At 39.4% G+C, this 17,798-nt stretch carries 17 protein-coding genes; 7 read left to right on the top strand and 10 right to left on the bottom strand.

Features of this window, described 5'->3' with window-relative positions; genetic code table 11:
* Window positions 1–236 precede the first annotated feature (236 nt).
* Window positions 237–1,331 (top strand): histidine kinase, encoded by a 1,095-nt coding sequence (locus tag BM015_RS20175; protein WP_090662973.1) that lies wholly within the window; start codon window positions 237–239, stop codon window positions 1,329–1,331.
* An 11-nt stretch (window positions 1,332–1,342) separates the two neighbouring features.
* Here BM015_RS20175 and nth read toward each other — a convergent pair whose 3' ends face one another.
* From nth to eno, 4 genes are all read right to left on the bottom strand, one after another.
* Window positions 1,343–2,011: an endonuclease III gene (gene nth, locus BM015_RS20170; RefSeq protein WP_090662971.1), complete on the bottom strand. Its 669-nt coding sequence runs from the start codon at window positions 2,009–2,011 to the stop codon at window positions 1,343–1,345.
* 60 nt (window positions 2,012–2,071) lie between these two features.
* Entirely contained in the window at window positions 2,072–2,302 is a 231-nt protein-coding gene (locus tag BM015_RS20165) for a hypothetical protein (RefSeq protein WP_090662969.1), read from the bottom strand.
* Window positions 2,303–2,387: 85 nt separating this feature from the next.
* Complete coding sequence (locus BM015_RS20160; protein ID WP_090662968.1) at window positions 2,388–2,720, bottom strand: FtsB family cell division protein; 333 nt, start codon at window positions 2,718–2,720, stop codon at window positions 2,388–2,390.
* Window positions 2,721–2,794: 74 nt separating this feature from the next.
* Entirely contained in the window at window positions 2,795–4,081 is a 1,287-nt protein-coding gene (gene eno, locus BM015_RS20155) for a phosphopyruvate hydratase (protein WP_090662966.1), read from the bottom strand.
* Between the two features lie 367 nt (window positions 4,082–4,448).
* Here eno and BM015_RS20150 point away from each other — a divergent pair, with 367 nt between their 5' ends.
* From BM015_RS20150 to BM015_RS20130, 5 genes are all read left to right on the top strand, one after another.
* The gene (locus BM015_RS20150) at window positions 4,449–5,060 is read left to right on the top strand and encodes a LemA family protein (RefSeq protein ID WP_090662964.1); all 612 of its coding nucleotides are present in this window, start codon (window positions 4,449–4,451) and stop codon (window positions 5,058–5,060) included.
* 9 nt (window positions 5,061–5,069) lie between these two features.
* Entirely contained in the window at window positions 5,070–5,531 is a 462-nt protein-coding gene (locus tag BM015_RS20145; RefSeq protein WP_090662962.1) for a TPM domain-containing protein, read from the top strand.
* Window positions 5,532–5,643: 112 nt separating this feature from the next.
* Window positions 5,644–6,435 carry a TPM domain-containing protein gene (locus BM015_RS21995; protein WP_262497268.1) on the top strand — a complete coding sequence of 264 codons (792 nt, stop codon included), beginning with the start codon at window positions 5,644–5,646 and terminating at the stop codon, window positions 6,433–6,435.
* A 171-nt stretch (window positions 6,436–6,606) separates the two neighbouring features.
* Window positions 6,607–7,329, top strand: a complete 723-nt coding sequence (locus BM015_RS20135; protein ID WP_090662961.1) for a DUF4290 domain-containing protein — start codon at window positions 6,607–6,609, stop codon at window positions 7,327–7,329.
* 86 nt (window positions 7,330–7,415) lie between these two features.
* A complete protein-coding gene (locus BM015_RS20130) occupies window positions 7,416–7,601 on the top strand; it encodes a hypothetical protein (protein WP_090662959.1) in 186 nt (61 codons plus the stop codon).
* Window positions 7,602–7,614: 13 nt separating this feature from the next.
* On the opposite strand, the gene murB is transcribed toward BM015_RS20130, so the two are convergent.
* The 6 genes from murB to BM015_RS20100 all read right to left on the bottom strand — a co-directional run bounded on the left by murB (window position 7,615) and on the right by BM015_RS20100 (window position 16,491).
* Window positions 7,615–8,637, bottom strand: coding sequence for a UDP-N-acetylmuramate dehydrogenase (gene murB / locus BM015_RS20125; protein WP_090662957.1), 1,023 nt, complete (start codon window positions 8,635–8,637; stop codon window positions 7,615–7,617).
* Between the two features lie 84 nt (window positions 8,638–8,721).
* Window positions 8,722–9,111 (bottom strand): T9SS type A sorting domain-containing protein, encoded by a 390-nt coding sequence (locus BM015_RS20120; protein ID WP_090662956.1) that lies wholly within the window; start codon window positions 9,109–9,111, stop codon window positions 8,722–8,724.
* A gap of 110 nt (window positions 9,112–9,221) precedes the next feature.
* A complete protein-coding gene (locus BM015_RS20115) occupies window positions 9,222–10,238 on the bottom strand; it encodes a PorP/SprF family type IX secretion system membrane protein (RefSeq protein WP_090662954.1) in 1,017 nt (338 codons plus the stop codon).
* A 110-nt stretch (window positions 10,239–10,348) separates the two neighbouring features.
* Window positions 10,349–15,157, bottom strand: coding sequence for a PKD domain-containing protein (locus BM015_RS20110; RefSeq protein WP_090662952.1), 4,809 nt, complete (start codon window positions 15,155–15,157; stop codon window positions 10,349–10,351).
* A gap of 181 nt (window positions 15,158–15,338) precedes the next feature.
* Window positions 15,339–15,749 (bottom strand): hypothetical protein, encoded by a 411-nt coding sequence (locus BM015_RS20105; protein ID WP_143075931.1) that lies wholly within the window; start codon window positions 15,747–15,749, stop codon window positions 15,339–15,341.
* Between the two features lie 70 nt (window positions 15,750–15,819).
* Window positions 15,820–16,491: a peptidase M10 gene (locus BM015_RS20100; protein WP_090662948.1), complete on the bottom strand. Its 672-nt coding sequence runs from the start codon at window positions 16,489–16,491 to the stop codon at window positions 15,820–15,822.
* A gap of 180 nt (window positions 16,492–16,671) precedes the next feature.
* Here BM015_RS20100 and BM015_RS20095 point away from each other — a divergent pair, with 180 nt between their 5' ends.
* Window positions 16,672–17,787, top strand: coding sequence for a Gfo/Idh/MocA family protein (locus BM015_RS20095; RefSeq protein ID WP_090662946.1), 1,116 nt, complete (start codon window positions 16,672–16,674; stop codon window positions 17,785–17,787).
* Window positions 17,788–17,798 lie beyond the last annotated feature (11 nt).

Here is a 17,798-nt window from a genome sequence, read left to right as displayed (position 1 = left end):
GCTACCGTTCTTTTGTAGGACAACTTAAAGTTGATAAACGCAGGCTTCGGTATAAAAAAATCATGCTTTGGTAATGTTTAAGAAATTTTACAAGTGCCGGTATTATAAGTTTGAGGCATAAGGATTGAATTTTTTTTCTCATTTTAGACAACTACGGGTGGTTTTTACCACCTGTACTTTTTTTAGAAGCTGATTAAAAATTCAATTTACTTTACCATACCCAATTTTTATAGCAGATGAAGATTCATCCTTTTATCTTTTCAAATAATCCAAACTATCGCTTAAGCAGGCATGCTGTGTTTTGGTTTTTGTGGATAGTATATTATGCGCTCATGTCGGCTATAGTGATGGAGCCAAAATGGGGGTTTGGAAAAAGTTTTTTTGCAGCATTTGTTGAAGTGGCAGAAACCACACCGCTGGATATGTGTTTCTGTTATTTTATTATTTATTACCTGTTCCCAAAATTCCTGCATAAAGGCAGGTATGCAGGTATGTTGTTTCTATGGCTTTTAGCAAGTCTCGCCTTCATACTTTTTTATTACCTGAATGCAAAATATATAGTGCCGCACATAAGGGGCTTGTTTGGTATGAAGCTGGAAGTTGGCAGTTATAAACTTTATCCGTCTGATTTTTTTCTTTTGTTCAGCCAGATAAATATGGAAGGCTGTGTGGCCGCTTCCATTAAACTTGGCAAGCTCTATTATATAAAACAACAGGAGCTTGACCTGCTTGAACAGGAGAAGCTGAAACTTAAGCCAGATGAAGAGAAAGCTATTCAACCGGCTTTTCTTACCGATCTTTTAACCCGCATGGAAATAATTGCTAACGAACGGCCGTTGGTGGCTGCGCAATCCATGAAAAAAATAAGGCACCTGCTGTTGTATATTTTATATGAGAATACATCATCGAAAGTACCGCTGCGAAAAGAAATTGAATTGTTGCAGCAGTATATTGACCTTGAAAAACTAACTGCCGAAAAAGAGATTCGTGTAAACTGTTCGGTGCATGGTTCGTTTGCCAATGAAACCATTGCACCGTTTATAATTCTGCCGCTTGTTGAAAATGCTTTTAAACAACTGTGCAGCTATACTATTAAAGATCCTTTGCTCAACATAATTATTTCTGTACGGAATGAAGAAATTAATGTAAAGCTCGCCTGGACAAAACCAATAGAAACATCATCACTTACCAATGGCCGTAACGTGATTTTGCAAAATATTTCCAAGAGATTAAAACTCATCTATCCTGAAAGCCATGAGCTTAAAATGATGATAGAAACTGAAAAGATTTTTATTGACCTGAATATTAAATTAAAAAAAGCGGTGAACTGATAGCGAAGCAATTAAAGCTTAGTTTTTTCTGCAATTTTTTTCTTAATAACAGTATTATAATATTTGCATGCGGGTTTTAAACCGCATTCGCCGCATTTGGGGTTTCTTGCCACGCATATATACCTGCCATGCAAAATAAGCCAGTGATGCGCTTTATGAATAAGCTCTTTTGGAATAAAAGCAATCAATTGTTTTTCTGTTGCCAATGGTGTCTTCGCATTCACCGTTAACCCAATTCTTGCGGCTACACGAAACACATGCGTATCCACAGCCATGTTTGGCTGCTTATCTACAACCGAAGTAATTACATTGGCGGTTTTGCGCCCAACACCCGGCAGCTTCATTAATTCCTCCACCGTCATAGGCACTTCGCCGCCAAAATTATTTATAAGCATTTGCGCCATGCCTATTAAATGTTTTGTTTTATTGTTAGGATAAGAAATGCTTTTTATATAAGGAAAAAGCTCTTCAAAGCTTGCTTCGGATAATTCTTTGGCAGAAGGATATTTTTGAAAGATGGCGGGTGTAGTAAGGTTTACGCGTTTGTCGGTGCATTGGGCAGAAAGAATTACAGCCACTAATAATTGGTAAGGGTTTTTATATTCCAGTTCAGTTTCGGCAATGGGGAAATGCTCTTCAAAATAATTAATACAAAACTGAAATCGCTCTTTACGTGTCATAAAAAAATCTGTTCGTGGCAGCGAAATTAGTCATGAACAGATTTTTTTCAACAGTTAAATTTATGCCTTCACCGGCTTGCGCATGGCATAGCGCATAATATTTTGCAACGTTTGTTTTGCGGGAGACTGCAGCTTCATAGTATCAACACGTTTGCCTGCTTCTTTCAGCACATTAAATTTTTCGCGCAAAACCCAGTTTGTCTTTAACTCTTCCTCAACGGTTTTGCTTTGCGCTTCATTCAACTCTCCAGCCAGGTATAACAATAAGTCTTCAGGTGTAAAATTTGGCATAGCTCAAATTTTTTGGTGAACGAATTTATTACCAGTTTTCTTACAGGTACTCGATAAGAACTATTGATTAAACGGCTGTAATGTTCTAATTATTGTTCGCCCCGTTATTTTTTTGCTCACCCGATGTGGAAGGCACTATAAAGAGGTCTTCATTATCCTTTTTTAAATAATATTTTTCCCTGGCATATTTTTCAAGTGCTGCAGCGTTATGCTGAAGATCGGAGAGATTCTTTTTGGTTTGCTCTATTTTTTTCTCGTAAAATGCTTTGCTGGCAAGCAGTTCGTTCAATTGTTTGCGGCGTTCCAGTTGTTGGAAAATATCATTATGGTCTATAAACAGCATTAAAATGGCAAACGCTGTTAAAACAATAAGATATTTGTTTTTGAAAAGCCTGATTGTACTTTTTACTGTTCCCATAACAAAAAATCGTTGACAGAATAAAATTACAACTTCTGTCAACGATTAATACTAACGTGTGAATATGTGAATAATTATTTGGCGAACTTAATTTTTCCTTTCGGGTAAATGCCGCTTTTACCCAATTCTTCTTCAATACGCAATAACTGGTTGTATTTAGCCATACGGTCAGTGCGTGAAGCAGAACCGGTTTTAATCTGGCCGCAGTTTAATGCAACGGCTAAATCGGCAATGGTTGTATCTTCTGTTTCGCCGCTGCGGTGGCTCATAATGGTTGTGTAACCATTTGTTTGGGCAAGCTGAACAGCATTAATGGTTTCTGTAATGGTGCCAATCTGGTTTACCTTAATAAGAATGCTATTGGCGATGCCATTATCAATACCGCGTTGTAAAATTTTAGTATTGGTTACGAATAAATCATCACCAACCAACTGAACTTTATTGCCAATGGCATCTGTTAATTTTTTCCAGCCGTCCCAGTCTTCTTCGGCCATGCCGTCTTCAATAGAAATGATGGGATATTTATTCACCCATTCTGTCCAGTAAGCCACCATTTCGTCGCTGGTGATTACTTTCTTTGAGCTTTTATAAAAAGTATAGTTTTTACCATCTTTCATCATTTCGCTGCTTGCTGCATCTAATGCAATACCAATTTGCGAACCTGCTTTATAACCTGCATCTTCAATTGCCTGCAACACAGTTTCAATGGCTTCTTCATTGCTTTGAATATCCGGTGCAAAACCACCTTCATCACCCACGTTGGTGCTGTAGCCTTTTTTCTTTAAAACGCTTTTCAGTTTATGAAAGATTTCAACGCCCCAGCGCAGGCCTTCGCTGAAACTATCAGCGCCCATAGGCACGATCATATATTCCTGGTAATCTATTTTATTATCAGCATGAACGCCGCCGTTTAAAATATTCATTAAAGGCATGGGAAGAATGTGCGCATTAGTGCCGCCTATATAACGGTATAGTGGCAGGCCGGCTTCCTGCGCGGCGGCTCTTGCAGCAGCCATCGAAACGGCAAGCGTGGCATTTGCACCTAATTTGCTTTTATTTTCGGTGCCGTCAATCTCTATCAGCCTGGCATCAAGGCCCGTTTGATCACTCACTTCAAAACCAGCAAGTTTATCGGCGATGATTGTATTTACATTTGATACAGCTTTTAAAACACCTTTCCCGGTGTAAACTTTGGCATCGTCATCACGCAGTTCCACCGCTTCATGAATACCTGTTGAGGCGCCGCTTGGCACAGCTGCACGGCCTAAAAAGCCTGCTTCGGTTATAACATCAGCTTCAACGGTAGGATTGCCGCGGCTGTCAAGAATTTGTCTTGCATGAATTTTTACAATGCTGCTCATAATATTAATTTTATTTTGATTTGTCCGAACAGGATGTATCCCGGAAAGCCGCATAGCGGTTGATACTTTTGTACAAACCTGTACTTGTTGGTTTTAAGCGTTGCAAAGAAACAATCTTATTGTGAAATGAAAAACTGTTGTCGGAATTTAAAATGATGGGCTGTTCATAAAGATAAAAGCTGATGAATACCGTTCATCAATAAAGAAAATGCCGGTGCAATAAGTGTTTTACATGCTTTGAAGTAATATTATAAGCTATTGCAGCCAAATTGCAGCTTTGTATCAAAATAATGTAATGACGTCTCGTCATAAATTGAATAAGAGGTATTTATTTTGATAACTATCTTTAACAAAAATTCAATCAGTAATGAAAACAAAAAATTTGGCTCTTATAGTAATCTTAGGATTAATTGTTCTTGTTGGGGGGTGCGTTGGTTGTGGTTCGATCTCTTTCCAGAAAAAAGGCGTGGCGCTTGATGAGAACGTAAAAGCAAAATTTGCAAATGTTCAAAGTGAATATCAGCGTCGCAGTGATTTAATACCTAACCTTGTTAGCACTGTAAAAGGTGAAGCTAATTTTGAACAAACAACGCTTGAAAATGTTATTAAAGCAAGGGCTTCTGCCACACAGATAAAAGTGGATCCCAATGATCTTACACCTGAAAAACTACAGGAATTTCAACAGGCCCAGGGACAATTGTCACAGGCGCTTGGAAGGTTATTGGTGGTTACGGAAAATTATCCTAACCTAAGGGCTAATGATGCATTTCGCGGTTTGCAGGTACAATTGGAAGGCACCGAAAATCGCATTAAAGTGGCAAGAAACGATTTTAATACGGCTGTGCAGGAATATAATACCACTATCAGAACATTTCCGAATAACTTTTATGCAGGATGGTTTGGATTTACGCCCAAACAACCTTTCCAGGCCGATGCCGGTGCGGAAAAAGCTCCATCTGTAGATTTTGATAAAAAATAATTGTTGCTAATGTTTTCTTTATTTAAATCTAAGCAGCAAAAATTTTTTTCGCAGGAAGAACAAACAAAAATTCTCAATGCCATTCGCGAGGCTGAGCAGCAAACAAACGGTGAAGTGCGTTTGTTTATTGAAAGCAAGTGCCGCTTTGTTGACCCGCTTGACCGTGCCGCAGAAATTTTTTTCCAGCTTAAAATGAATGAAACGGTAAACCGCAATGCGGTGCTGGTGTATATAGCAACGGTGCACCACCAGTTTGCCGTTTTTGCAGATGAGGGCATTTATAATAAGGCCGGCCAGCAGTTTTGGAACGATGCGGTAAAAGGCATGGTCAGCGAGTTTAAAAAAGATCATATTGCAGAAGGCATTGCTGAAGTAATTCTCAAAACAGGGCAATTACTTAAAACGCATTTCCCTTACGATGCTTCAACCGATAAAAACGAATTGCCGGATGATATTGTGTTTGGAAGATAAGAATAAAGGTTGTCTCCCAGGCCAATCAAGCTTTAAATAAGCATGTTATATCACTGCTTTGTGCTGCATATTTTATAATCCCGCGGTTTTATATCTAAAAAAACCTATCTATTTGAAGATTATAATGAAACGTTTTTTATACATATTATTTTTTGCTTTTATCACAATTAATCTTAGTGCGCAGGAGGTTTTAAAGGCGCCAAACCCACCGAGATTAGTTGTTGATAACGCTAATTTACTTTCTCCCGAACAGGCGCATATCCTGGAACAAAAACTGGTTGCTTTTAATGATACAACCAGTAACCAGATAGCCGTTGTAACCATTAACAGCCTGAATGATGTGCCGATAGAAGATTATGCTGTTAAGCTTTTTCGTGAATGGGGTATAGGCGGTTCAAAGCATAATAATGGTATTTTACTGCTCATCTCAAAAGAAGACAGGAAGATAAGGATAGAAGTAGGGTATGGCTTGGAAGGTGCTATAACTGATTTGCAGTCAAGTGATATTATAAATAACGATATTACCCCGAATTTCAGGAACGGCGATTATTACAGGGGTATTGATGAAGCAATAAATTCTCTGGAAAAAGCTGCTGCAGGCGAATATAAAGAACGCGGTAAAACCAAAGATGATGATGATAATGATGGTGGTAACATAATCGGTTTCATCATAATTCTTATAATTATTTTCTTTATCATAGGCAGGGGAAGAGGTGGTGGCCGTGGTGGCGGCATGATGAGCCGCAGAGGGTTTAATCCATGGATAATCCCAACTATTTTTCCCGGCGGCGGAAGCTGGGGCAGAGGCAGTGGTGGTTTTGGTGGAGGCGGATTTGGAGGTGGAGGCTTCGGTGGTTTTGGCGGTGGAAGCAGTGGCGGTGGCGGCGCCAGTGGCGGCTGGTAAATTTAACTGCCGAAAACTGGTTAATGAAAATTGCTCAAATGGCTATAACTTTGCAGCTTTACTTTTACTGCTGATTGAAACGGTAACCCTTTTTATAACATGGCAATAAGAATTTGCAGGTTGCATGATTAGCTGATTAAATTACATTTGCCGACTAATATTTTTACTTTAATGGAATACAATACTACACGCAATAAAATGAGTATGCGTGAATATGGCCGCCATATACAAAAAATGGTGGAATACCTGCTAACTATCGAAGACAGGGAGAAAAGACAACAACAGGCCCAGGTGCTGATTGAACTGATGGGTTTTTTAAATCCTCACTTGAAAAATGTGGAAGACTTCAGGCATAAATTATGGGACCACCTGTTTTTTATAAGCGATTTTAAACTGGATGTTGACAGTCCTTATCCTATTCCGCAAAGGGAAACTTACAAACAGAAGCCAGATCCGCTGCCTTATCCAAAACGCTATCCCAAATTTTCTCATCTTGGTAAAAACCTCGAAATCATTATTGATAAGGCACTTAATGAAGAAGATGCTGAAAAGAAGGAAGGCTTTGCTAACGCTATTGCCTATTACATGAAACTTGCTTACAGCAACTGGCATAAAGAACTCGTGCACGATGATGCTATTCGTACCGAGCTGAATGAAATGACAGGCGGGCAGCTTGAGTTTAGTAATACGCCTTATATAAAACACCGCCCCCCGGCTTTTGAACGTGATGATTATGGCAGAGGTAATAATGGAAGAAGGCAAAATTTTGGAAGCCGTAATGGCAATAACCGCGGTGATAACCGTAACCGTAATAATGGCAATAATAACCGTAACCGCAATAATAACGGTAACAGCAATAGCCGTAATCAGAATTTTAAAAAGCGTTTTAAATAAAAATTTTCTTCCTTCTGATAACTATAATATTAAACCCGCTTGCAAAGCGGGTTTAATATTTGTATAAGATTATATAAAATACAGCTATGAAGAAAACCATAAAGCAGGCCGCTAAAAAAAGTACATCAGCTAATAAAACGAATACGAGGCCTTTTACTGCAAAAGACAAAGGTTATAAAGAAGAAGTTTACAACCACGAAGAACAAATGAATTATCAAAAGAGTAAGGCCGCTAAAAACCAAACAAAAAATACTGCCGGCCCTGAAGACTGATAAAGCAACTCTTTTAGATTGAAATAATGTTTACCTCGCGCTCAAGTTTAATTTCAAACCTGGCTTTAACACTGGTTATAATTTTATTGGAGAGTTCATAAATCTCATCACCGGTTGCGTTACCATAGTTTACCACCACAAGCGGTTGATGCACATGCACACCAGCATCGCCTTCGCGGTATCCTTTCCACCCGCATTGTTCAATAAGCCAGGCAGCAGGAATTTTTACGTGAGCATCATCAACTGCAAAATGCGGCATACCTGCGTTTGTTTGCTGCAATGTTTCAAATTGTTTTGATGAGATTATCGGGTTTTTAAAAAAGCTTCCTGCGTTTCCAATTTTTGCAGGATCGGGCAGTTTGCTGCTGCGGATATTGATTACAGCCTGTGATATAGCTTTAATAGATAATTCACGAACATTCATCTTTTCAAGCTCCTGTTCAATAGCGCCATAAGATGTATTAAAAACAGGTTGTTTGTTCAGCCTGAAAGTAACATTCAGGATTATATATTCATCTTTATATTGCTTTTTAAAAACACTTTCGCGGTAACCAAATCCACAATCATTGGCGCTGAAAGTTCTGGTTGAAAGATCTTTTATATGCAAGGCTTCCAGGCTTTCGAATACATCTTTTATTTCCACACCATAAGCGCCAATATTCTGCATGGGCGATGCGCCAACGTTTCCCGGGATAAGGCTCAGGTTTTCAAGGCCGGCATAATTCTTTTCGATGCAATGCATAACAAACTGGTGCCAGTTTTCGCCCGCGGCTGCTTTTATATAGAAATGGTTCATGTCTTCTTTTACCAATTCTATTCCTCTTAATTCATTTTTTAAAACTATTCCGTTAATGTCTTTGGTAAAAAGCACATTGCTGCCACCGCCAAGTATTAAGCTTTTTAGTTTTTGCTGCTTCTGAAAAAGCAGCAGCTCTTTTAAGTCATCAATAGCATAAAAACCTGAAAAAAAACGGGTTGTTGCATTAATGCCAAAAGTATTATATGGTTTGAGCGAAATATTTTCAAGTAAATTCAAGATAGGCGGCTTTATTTCAAACCAAAAATAAAAAAGCCCGGCTTGCTTTGGCCAGGCGTTCAGAAAAATATTTCAGTGATTTATTTATTTGTTTATCTGGAATTTACCCGTTTCTACAATTTTGCCGCTGGCATCCCTTAACTGATATACATAGATACCGCGATAATAATCGTTTGTAAATGTGAGTGTAAGTTTAGATGCCGTTAATGTGGTTTCGTACATTTTTTTACCCGTAAAACTAAAAACCTGCAGTGCGTAATTTTTATTCACGTATTTCTGCGAAACTTCAAAGTTTATAAAGGATATAGCCGGGTTGGGGTAACATTTAACATTTTTTGCCTGAACGTTTATACTAACAGGCGGGCTTACAGCGTTTACTACATTGGAACATAAAAGTAAAACAGCACAGGTTATTGCTACCGGCACAAAATGTATTAAACGTTTTAAAGGTTGCTGTGTAGAGATTTTATTCATATTCTTACAATAAAATTATAGCTAATAAATATATTGACCAAATTGCCGCCCATTTTAGCGGCTTATTCAAAAATTTTGCATTTCTTTAATACTAAACCGCAATTCCTTCTTTAAAATCTTGGGCATAACACCGCATTTTTTGTTGAATTGTCCCGGTCCAGGAAACCTGCATAAGTAAGCGATACTTCAAATCCGCCCCTGTATTGGCTCACTGTTTTAAGTTGTGAAATATTTACATCGTAGCTTACCGCTACAGAAAAAGGAAGATAATCAAGCTTTACTACCGGTATTATCGCATCTTTCCAGCGCATATATGCGCCGAGATGAATAAGATAAAGTGGGTCTTCATAATCATCGCCCAGTTTCCTGCTATATGTAAAACCACCAATTGCCTCATTATAGTTGCCCTGGTTTGAATAATCACCCTGTATAATAATGTCCGAATAATCATTTACAGAAAAATGCACGCCGCCCGAAAGCACGAGCTTGGGGTTTAATTCAACCGGCGGATTGGTATAAAAGGAATTAACAGGTCTGTTGAAATGATGATATGCCACGCCAATAAAATAATAATCTCTTTCACTGTTTGCAATAGATGAATTGAATGAAAGGCCAATGCTTCCATCCCAGTAGTGGTAGCTGAATTTGGTAAGCGTTTCACCATCGTTTAAAGCCGGGTTGTAGCCGTTGCCGTCAAACTGGTTGTTGGTTGTTATTTTGCTGCGGTCAATCCTCCTTTGAACATAACCACCCATTATGCCCAATGAAAGGTATTTGCTTTTTGAATCGTTGAGCGATTTGTGATAGTTTAACGCAGGATAAATATTGGTAGTAGTAAAATTTGTAACGCCGGCCTTGTCAAACAATACCTGCGCTCCAGTGGTAATAAAATCATTGCCGCGGCCTATCGGTTGCTTATACTCAAAATTTACCGAAGACGTTTGATAAGGCGTTGTTACGCTTTGCCATTGATTTCGGTAAACGGCTTGCAACCGTATATCGCCTGCAAACAATCCGGCAAGCGATGGATTGCGCAATAAAGGCGCTTCAAAAAACTGGGAAAAATGGGGGTCCTGGGCATTAGCGTTTAACGTGCAGCAACAACAATACAATGCCAGCGCTTGCATCGATATTTTTTTTACTGCCGCAATAATGCATTCAGAATAAGCATTCTTACAATACATATTAATTGGATATTGGATTTTAAACAGATTTATGTTAGTCCTTCTTCAAAAAATCAGCGTAATAAAGTCACATTTCCTTTCGAACTTATCTTTTGGCCATTCTCGCAGCTAATCTCAACTATGTAAACATATACATCTGGTTGCAAGGCTTTGCCTGCATATTTTCCGTCCCAGCCATACGATTGCTGGTTTGCAGGAAAATTGCTGCGTTCAAATACCTGTGCTCCCAAACGGTTAAATATTCTTATAGACTTTATCGTCATTAAACCTTTTCCCCTCGGATAGAAATAATCGTTCACGCCATCATTGTTTGGAGAGAATGTATTTGGAATGAACAGGTTATTTTCACCATTACACAAAACGTTTGCCCTTACAATCTTTTCTGTAAAACAACCGGCAACATTTGATGCATTTACCGTATAAAATGTAGATTGTTTCGGGCTTATTACCGGGTTGGGGCAATTGGTGCATGAAATGTTTATGGCGGGCTTCCATAACCATTTTGTTATGTCGGGCGAGCCTGTGGCATTAACCTGGTAACTGTTTCCCCCGGTAAGATTGATAACAGAATCCGTTAACTGAATGGTTGGTATAGGAAAAACATTCACGTAGAAGGAAGCTGTATCTGAAAAACATCCCTGGCTGTCTGAGCCGACCACTGTAAAAGTTACGGATGATGTTGGCGCAGATGATGTTATAGAATCCGTACTGTTCTTAACCAGATCAGCCGGTCCCCATTTATAGGTTTCGGCGCCCGATGCGATTAGATTAACAATGGTGCCCGCGCAAACCGTATCCGGCGCACTTGCTTTAATAGCAGTAGGCTGTTTTACTTCAACCGTAACAGAATCGGATGCTTTGCAGCCATACCTGCTGATGCCCGTTACATAAAAAGTTGTATTTCTTCCGGGCGATGCATTGGGTGCTGCACAATCCTGGCAGGAAAGAACGGCGCTTGATCTCCATACATAATTATCAGCTCCTGAAGCCTGCAGCTTCACCGACTGATCGCGGCAGATAATAACATTATTTCCCGCATCTGTGGAAGGAAGCGGTGCTACAAGGAGTTTTTGAATAACTGTATCGGAACAGCCAGCTTTGGTTGTGGCTGAAACAGCCACATTGTAGGTGCCGGCATCCGTATAAGTATGCGTGGCATTGCTGGTATTAAGCTGGCTGCCGTCATCTAAGTCCCATCGCCATGCATTAATTGCCGGAGAACCTGCATTAGCGGTTGCGGAAATTGAAATACCATCATTTACACAGGTGCTTGCCGGGATAACTGCAGATATTTCGGGCGATGCATCAATCTTAATATCTAACGGTAATTTAAATTCTGATGTGCAGCCAAGGCGGGTTGTAATATGCAGCAATGCATTATAACGTCCTTCGGCATTATAATAATGTTTTGGATGCGATTCCATTGCAGAATCACCATCGCCAAACTTCCATTTATAGGCGGTTATGTTATCATAAGCCGCATTGCTTGCATTCTTAAAATCAAATAAAGAAGAATCGCACACACCTGCCATACGTTCGGTATTGAACTTTGCATTTGCAGAAGCAACTGTAATAGTGTCTTTATTTATAATAGCCACACGGCAACCGCTTGTATCTTCAATAACAAGCTTCGGTAAATATTTACCCGCCTTTATATAGCTGTATTGCACCAGCGTGTTTTTAGTATTCAGCACTTCCCCGTTACCAAAATCCCATGTGTATTTGGCTACGTTTTCACCTTTGGCTGAAAACCTGGCTGCAATGGCATCACAGCCTGTAAGTGGTGCATAGTTATAGGTTGCTTTCGGGCCTTTTACAATAATTCTTTTTGTCATTGTGTCTGTGCAGGTACCATATCCGTAAACAGTTAATGTGAGATGATATATGCCTGCCCTTGTATAGTAATGCTGTGGCGTTGTTTCTCCAGATGTATTGCCATCTCCAAAATCCCATGAAATACTTTTATAGCTTTTGGATGAATTGGACGGGTCAACAAAAGCCGGGGGGCACACAAAAAGGCTATCGGTTAAAGAGAAGCCTGCGGTTGCATCAGCAACGGTTATATATTGCGGTTTGAATAAAGAATCGGCGCAGCCATTTTTATCTTTTACTACAAGTTTTACATTATATGTATTGTTATAGGCATACTTATGTAAAGGCGATTGAAGCTTTGATGTAGCGCCATCACCAAAATCCCAGGAATACTGCATGGCAGTGCCTTCACTGGAATCAACAAATTTTATGGAGTTGTTTGAGCAACTGATGGTATCGCTTACTCCAAAAGCTGCAACAGGCTGCGTTATGCTTAGTTTGTTATAAGTGGCCGTATCATAACAATTATTGTTATCTATCACTTTAAGCCAAACATTAAAATTGCCTTTCGCAGTATATGTATGGCTGAAAGGCCCGCCGGTTAAGGTATCTGGTTTCGTGTTATCCCCGTAATTCCATATCCAGGTTTTCAGGCTGTTGCCGGGTTCTGGTGCTGAAGCATCTTCAAAGGATATAGTTGAATTAAGGCAATCGCCCTTTTTATTGGTAAATGCCGCTGTTGGCCCGGTAACTTTTACAGAAATATTATTTTGTATTGTGTCAACACATTTATTCACGTCTGTTACAACCAGGTAAGGCGCATAAGTGCCTGAAGTATTGTAAGAATGATAAACAATGCTGTCATTCCTGCCCTTATTTACTTTGCTGCCATCACCAAAATTCCATTGATAATTTTGTATGCCGGTTGCATCATAATTGGTTACAGAAAAGCGAAGTGAATCATACTTGCATGTATTGGATGAAACGAAATTATATTGAACTACAGGATGTTCATCCACAACCCGGACGGTGCTGATGGTAGTGTGTTCACAGGCGCCGTTTGACACGGTCAACGTTACGTTGTATGTGCCCTTTGAGCTATATGTGTGCGAAGGGTTTTGCGCTGAAGAAGTCTGCCCGTCGCCAAAATCCCACCGCCATGTTTGTGCGCCTGTTGAACCATCTTTAAAACTGTAATTAAAGGGATTATTGCAATCATAAATAATTTCATACCTGGCCACAGGTGGATTTATATGGATATATGCTTTTTTTATAATTGTATCATAACATTTATACTGGCCGGTGATAAGCGTTACATCAAAATACCCCGAATCTCCATAATTATGCGAAGGATTTTGCTGGGTTGAAGTTGAATTATCGCCAAAATCCCATATCCATTCTGAAACAGATCCCGTTGAATTATTGGTAAACTGAATAGTTTTTGAAGCACAGGCATCAGTGGGGGCGGCTGTAAAATCAGCATCAGGCTTAACACTTAGTGAAACTGCATTATTTATTAATAAAGTGTCTGAGCAGCCTTCTTTCGATGTAATAATCAGCCTTACGTTGTAAACGCCAGCCTGCTTATATTCATGCACTGGTATTGCCATGTTTGACGTAGTTCCATCCCCAAAATCCCATGCATAAGATGATATTGTATAACCAGTATCAATTACCGGCGTTAAAGTAAGCGTTTGCGGGGCGCAGCCTTTGAAAGGCAGGTTTTTAATATTCTTTATTTGCGGGGCGCCAATCTGGATAAAGCCAGGCTTTACTATGGTATCTGAACAGCCATTGGCATTAAAGGCAATTAATGTAACGGTATATTTACCCGGTTTGGTATAAGTGTAGGATGCATTCTCATCATCGCTGGCAGCGTTGTTGCCAAATATCCATTTATAATACTTTGCATTTTTTGATTTATTGCTGAAGCTGATTGTTGCCGGGTAACTGCAATTATAGGCATTTCCAACAACATCAAAATCTGCTTCAGGTTCAGCCAGTATAGATATGGTTTTTTGAACGGAAGCTTTACACCCGCCAAAATCAGCCACCAGTTTTACAGTGTAGCTGCCTTGTTTTGAGTAAGTATGCGTTGCTGTGTCTCCAGCTGCTGTGGCGCCATCGCCAAAACTCCACTTTTCACTTAACGGTTTTAAGGACGAAGAATCTGTAAAAGTTATTGGCTCACCAAGGCATGCTGTTGTATAAGTAAAATCAGACTTTGATTTTCCAATCGTAATATGCTGCACATAAGTGCTTGTGCAACCAATATTATTGGAAGCCACGAGGGTTACGGTAAAATCTCCGGTGCTTAAATAAGTGTGTTGAGGATCTTTTTCAGTGCTTGGTGAACTGCCATCGCCAAAATCCCATTGGTAACTCAATTCCTGTGTTGCCTCTGAGGTATTACTGAACTTTACAGTAACCGGCTCTGTGCAGGCGCTGTTATAATCGTAAGTAAATTTCGCCTGGATTAAACCATTGGCAACAATATATGCCGGCTTATTTATAAACTGGCGGCAACCATAGCTGTTGGTAACGGTAAGCGTTACATCAAAACTGTCAACAATCGTATATTTATGAACCGGGTTTTGTTCATTTGATATAACCCCGTCGCCAAAATCCCATGTCCATGATTCAATTGAGCCTGAACCGGGCGTGCTTAAATCTTTAAACCCGGCTTCAAAAGGAACACATCCTTCCGTTGGTGTTCCGCTAAATTCGGCGGTTGGGTTATCGTAAACGATTACATAATTTGTTTTAATAATTGAATCTTCGCCCTGTGAGTTTTGAATGTGCAGTTTAACAGTATATGAACCGGGCGTTACATAAACAGCGCTTGGATTTTGATTGGTGGATATAATGCCATTACCTAAATCCCAATACCATAATGTGGGATCACCGGATGAAATATCGGTAAAATCAACTACAAGGGGAGAACATCCTCCTGAAAGACTGGACGTGAAATCGGCATGTAGTTGCGCGTTGGTTTTTACATAAAAACACAGCGCAACTAAAATTAGTAAAAATTTAGTCGGCTTATTCATTTTTCGGGGCGGTGCAACTTAGCGAAAAATAAAAATCCTAAATCTTTTTCTGCTAAATTTTTTTTAAAAATTTATCATTCAAAAAAGTATATATTTTAAAAAAAATTAATTTCAATCAGTTTTATTACACCTTATTTAATACTTAATGTGTAAATAATACAAATCGCCCTTTCGCGGCTAATTAAATTGCCGGAATGGTTTTATCGTTTATGGGCCTTGTTATATCCGTAGTGGTTATGTTTTTATCATTTGGATCTTTTGCTCTTAAAGCAAATTTTTGTAATAGACCAGGCAATGCTTCTGCAATGGCGCCCGTTACAGCATGCGATAATCCAAACTTACAGGCAAGGCTGTTGATGAGGCCACTTTCCATTGCGTTTGTAAGAGGATTATCAGCCGACCCCGCATTTTCCAGCATGGAAAGTATTCCGCCTGTGCCTCCGGGCAGGGCTTCATGATTGGTAAGGCCTGTCGTTAAATGGGTTGCAACTTCTGTTGCCACAGCATCTTTTTGTTCATCTGTAAGCTTTGATTTGATTTCGGGATTATTCTCAAAATGTTCTTTTACAAGCTCAAGAATTTTGTCAAACATATCGTTATCTTTTCTTACAGCTATACTATAACTGTACCAGATTAGCCTGAACGTGCCGGAAATGGCTCTGTTATGCAAATGAAGAAAGGTCTTGCCGCCCGTGATCGTGATGATATACATTGGTAAACCTGCCAACAATATCCCTGTCGTTTTTAAGCCTCAGCTTGTGGAGCTTAAGATTATCAATATCATTTTGAAAAACCTTTCGATAAATAGGGTACATAGTACCACCTTTTACGCCCGCAGGTTTGGATGGGTCATATTGATATTGTGCATCCACGAGTGTGCCACGTGGATACATGATGCCGGGCACGCCTTTTCCTCTTATATCAATATCTTCAGGGTGCAGGAGCCCGAGCGTATGGCCATATTCATGTGCTGCAGTGGTGGAACCTGCATATAAATTTTCCAATAAAAAATAACCGGTGTTGCAGCCAATGTCATCTACAAAAGAAATATTGCCGTGTGCAAAATTTTCTATACGGAAATAATTATTGCGGCTATCAGTATTCATGATAATTTCATCCATATCAATACCGGGCTTCCATTCAGCCGTTATGAAAAATACAACGCGTAAAGGCTTTTTATTTACATGCACAATTGCCCGAGGTTCATTCCACATTGTCTCAATTTCGCTGCGTATCAGTTCGGTTACAGCAGCATCAGAGGCATTTCCATACGTGATAATGTGCGAACGGATTGTAAGTATTTTATTATTTATATCAACTTCAGCTTCACCCATTGTTTTCTTTTTAATGCAGTTAATAAAACCATTGCCCGCAGATATTTGTATTGTAGATTTTTCCTTAACAGGCTAACAAGTGTACGGGTTTATTTGCTACATAATTAATTGCCGCTCATATTATTTTATAAATTTTTTCAGGTTTGTTGCGGTTAGTTTAGCTGCATTTAAAACCAACGTATGAAAAAACTCTCACGGCGATCCTTTTTATTAAACACCGGGCTTGCTGTTACGGCATCAACAGCTGCTGTTGCTGTGCCTTCATTATTATTGTCAAATGCAGATTCAAAATATACCGGTAAAAGACTCAACATTGCTTTATGCGGCCTTGGCCGTTATGCATCCATTCTTGCCGATGGATTCCAGGATGCTGAATACTGCAAACTTGCAGGCATAATAACAGGCACGCCTTCAAAAGCGGAAGCCTGGAAAAAACAATACGATATACCTGATAAAAATATTTACAACTACCAGAATTTTGATAACATAAAAAATAATAAGGATATAGACCTTGTGTATATCGTATTGCCTAATTCAATGCATAAAGAATATACAATTCGTGCGGCAAAAGCAGGCAAGCATATTATATGCGAAAAGCCAATGGCATTAAATGCCGCTGATTGTGAAGAAATGATAGAAGCCTGTAAAAATGCAGGGGTTCAGTTAGCCATTGGTTACCGCCTGCATTATGAACCCTATAATCTTGAGATGAAAAGATTAGGGCAGGAAAAAGTTTTCGGGCAGGTACGTTTAATTGAAGCTTCGCTTGGTTATCGTACCTTCGATCCTAATGAATGGCGTTTAAAAAAAGCTATGTCAGGCGGCGGCCCTTTAATGAATGTTGGTATTTATTGTTTGCAAAGCAGCCGCTATGTTTCAGGTGAAGAACCGCTTTCTGTTACTGCGCAATTTGGCCCTGTAACGGATAAGCAATTATTTGCAGAAGTGGAAGCATCTATTATGTGGCAGCTTAATTTTCCAAGCGGCCTCGTAAGCAATTGCACAAGTACATATAATTGTAACGTTGATCGTTTTTTTGCATCAGCAGATGATGGCCAGTTTGAGTTAAGCCCGGGCATAAGTTACGGTCCTTTCAAAGGCAGAACCAGCAATGGTGAATTGCATTTTCCGGATATAAACCAGCAGGCTGCCCAAATGGATGGCATAAGCAAATTGCTGTTGGAGAATAAACCTTTGCCATCGCACATAACGGGTGAAGAAGGATTAAAAGATATGAAAGTGATAGATGCTATTTATAAAGCTGCCGCAACAGGAGAGAAGATAATGATTGTTTAATTAAAGAGTAT

The sequence above is a fragment of the Parafilimonas terrae genome, assembly GCF_900115755.1.
Taxonomy (GTDB): Bacteria; Bacteroidota; Bacteroidia; order Chitinophagales; family Chitinophagaceae; genus Parafilimonas; species Parafilimonas terrae.
Note: the sequence above shows the minus strand (reverse complement) of the source record. Positions and strands in the feature narration are given on the sequence as shown.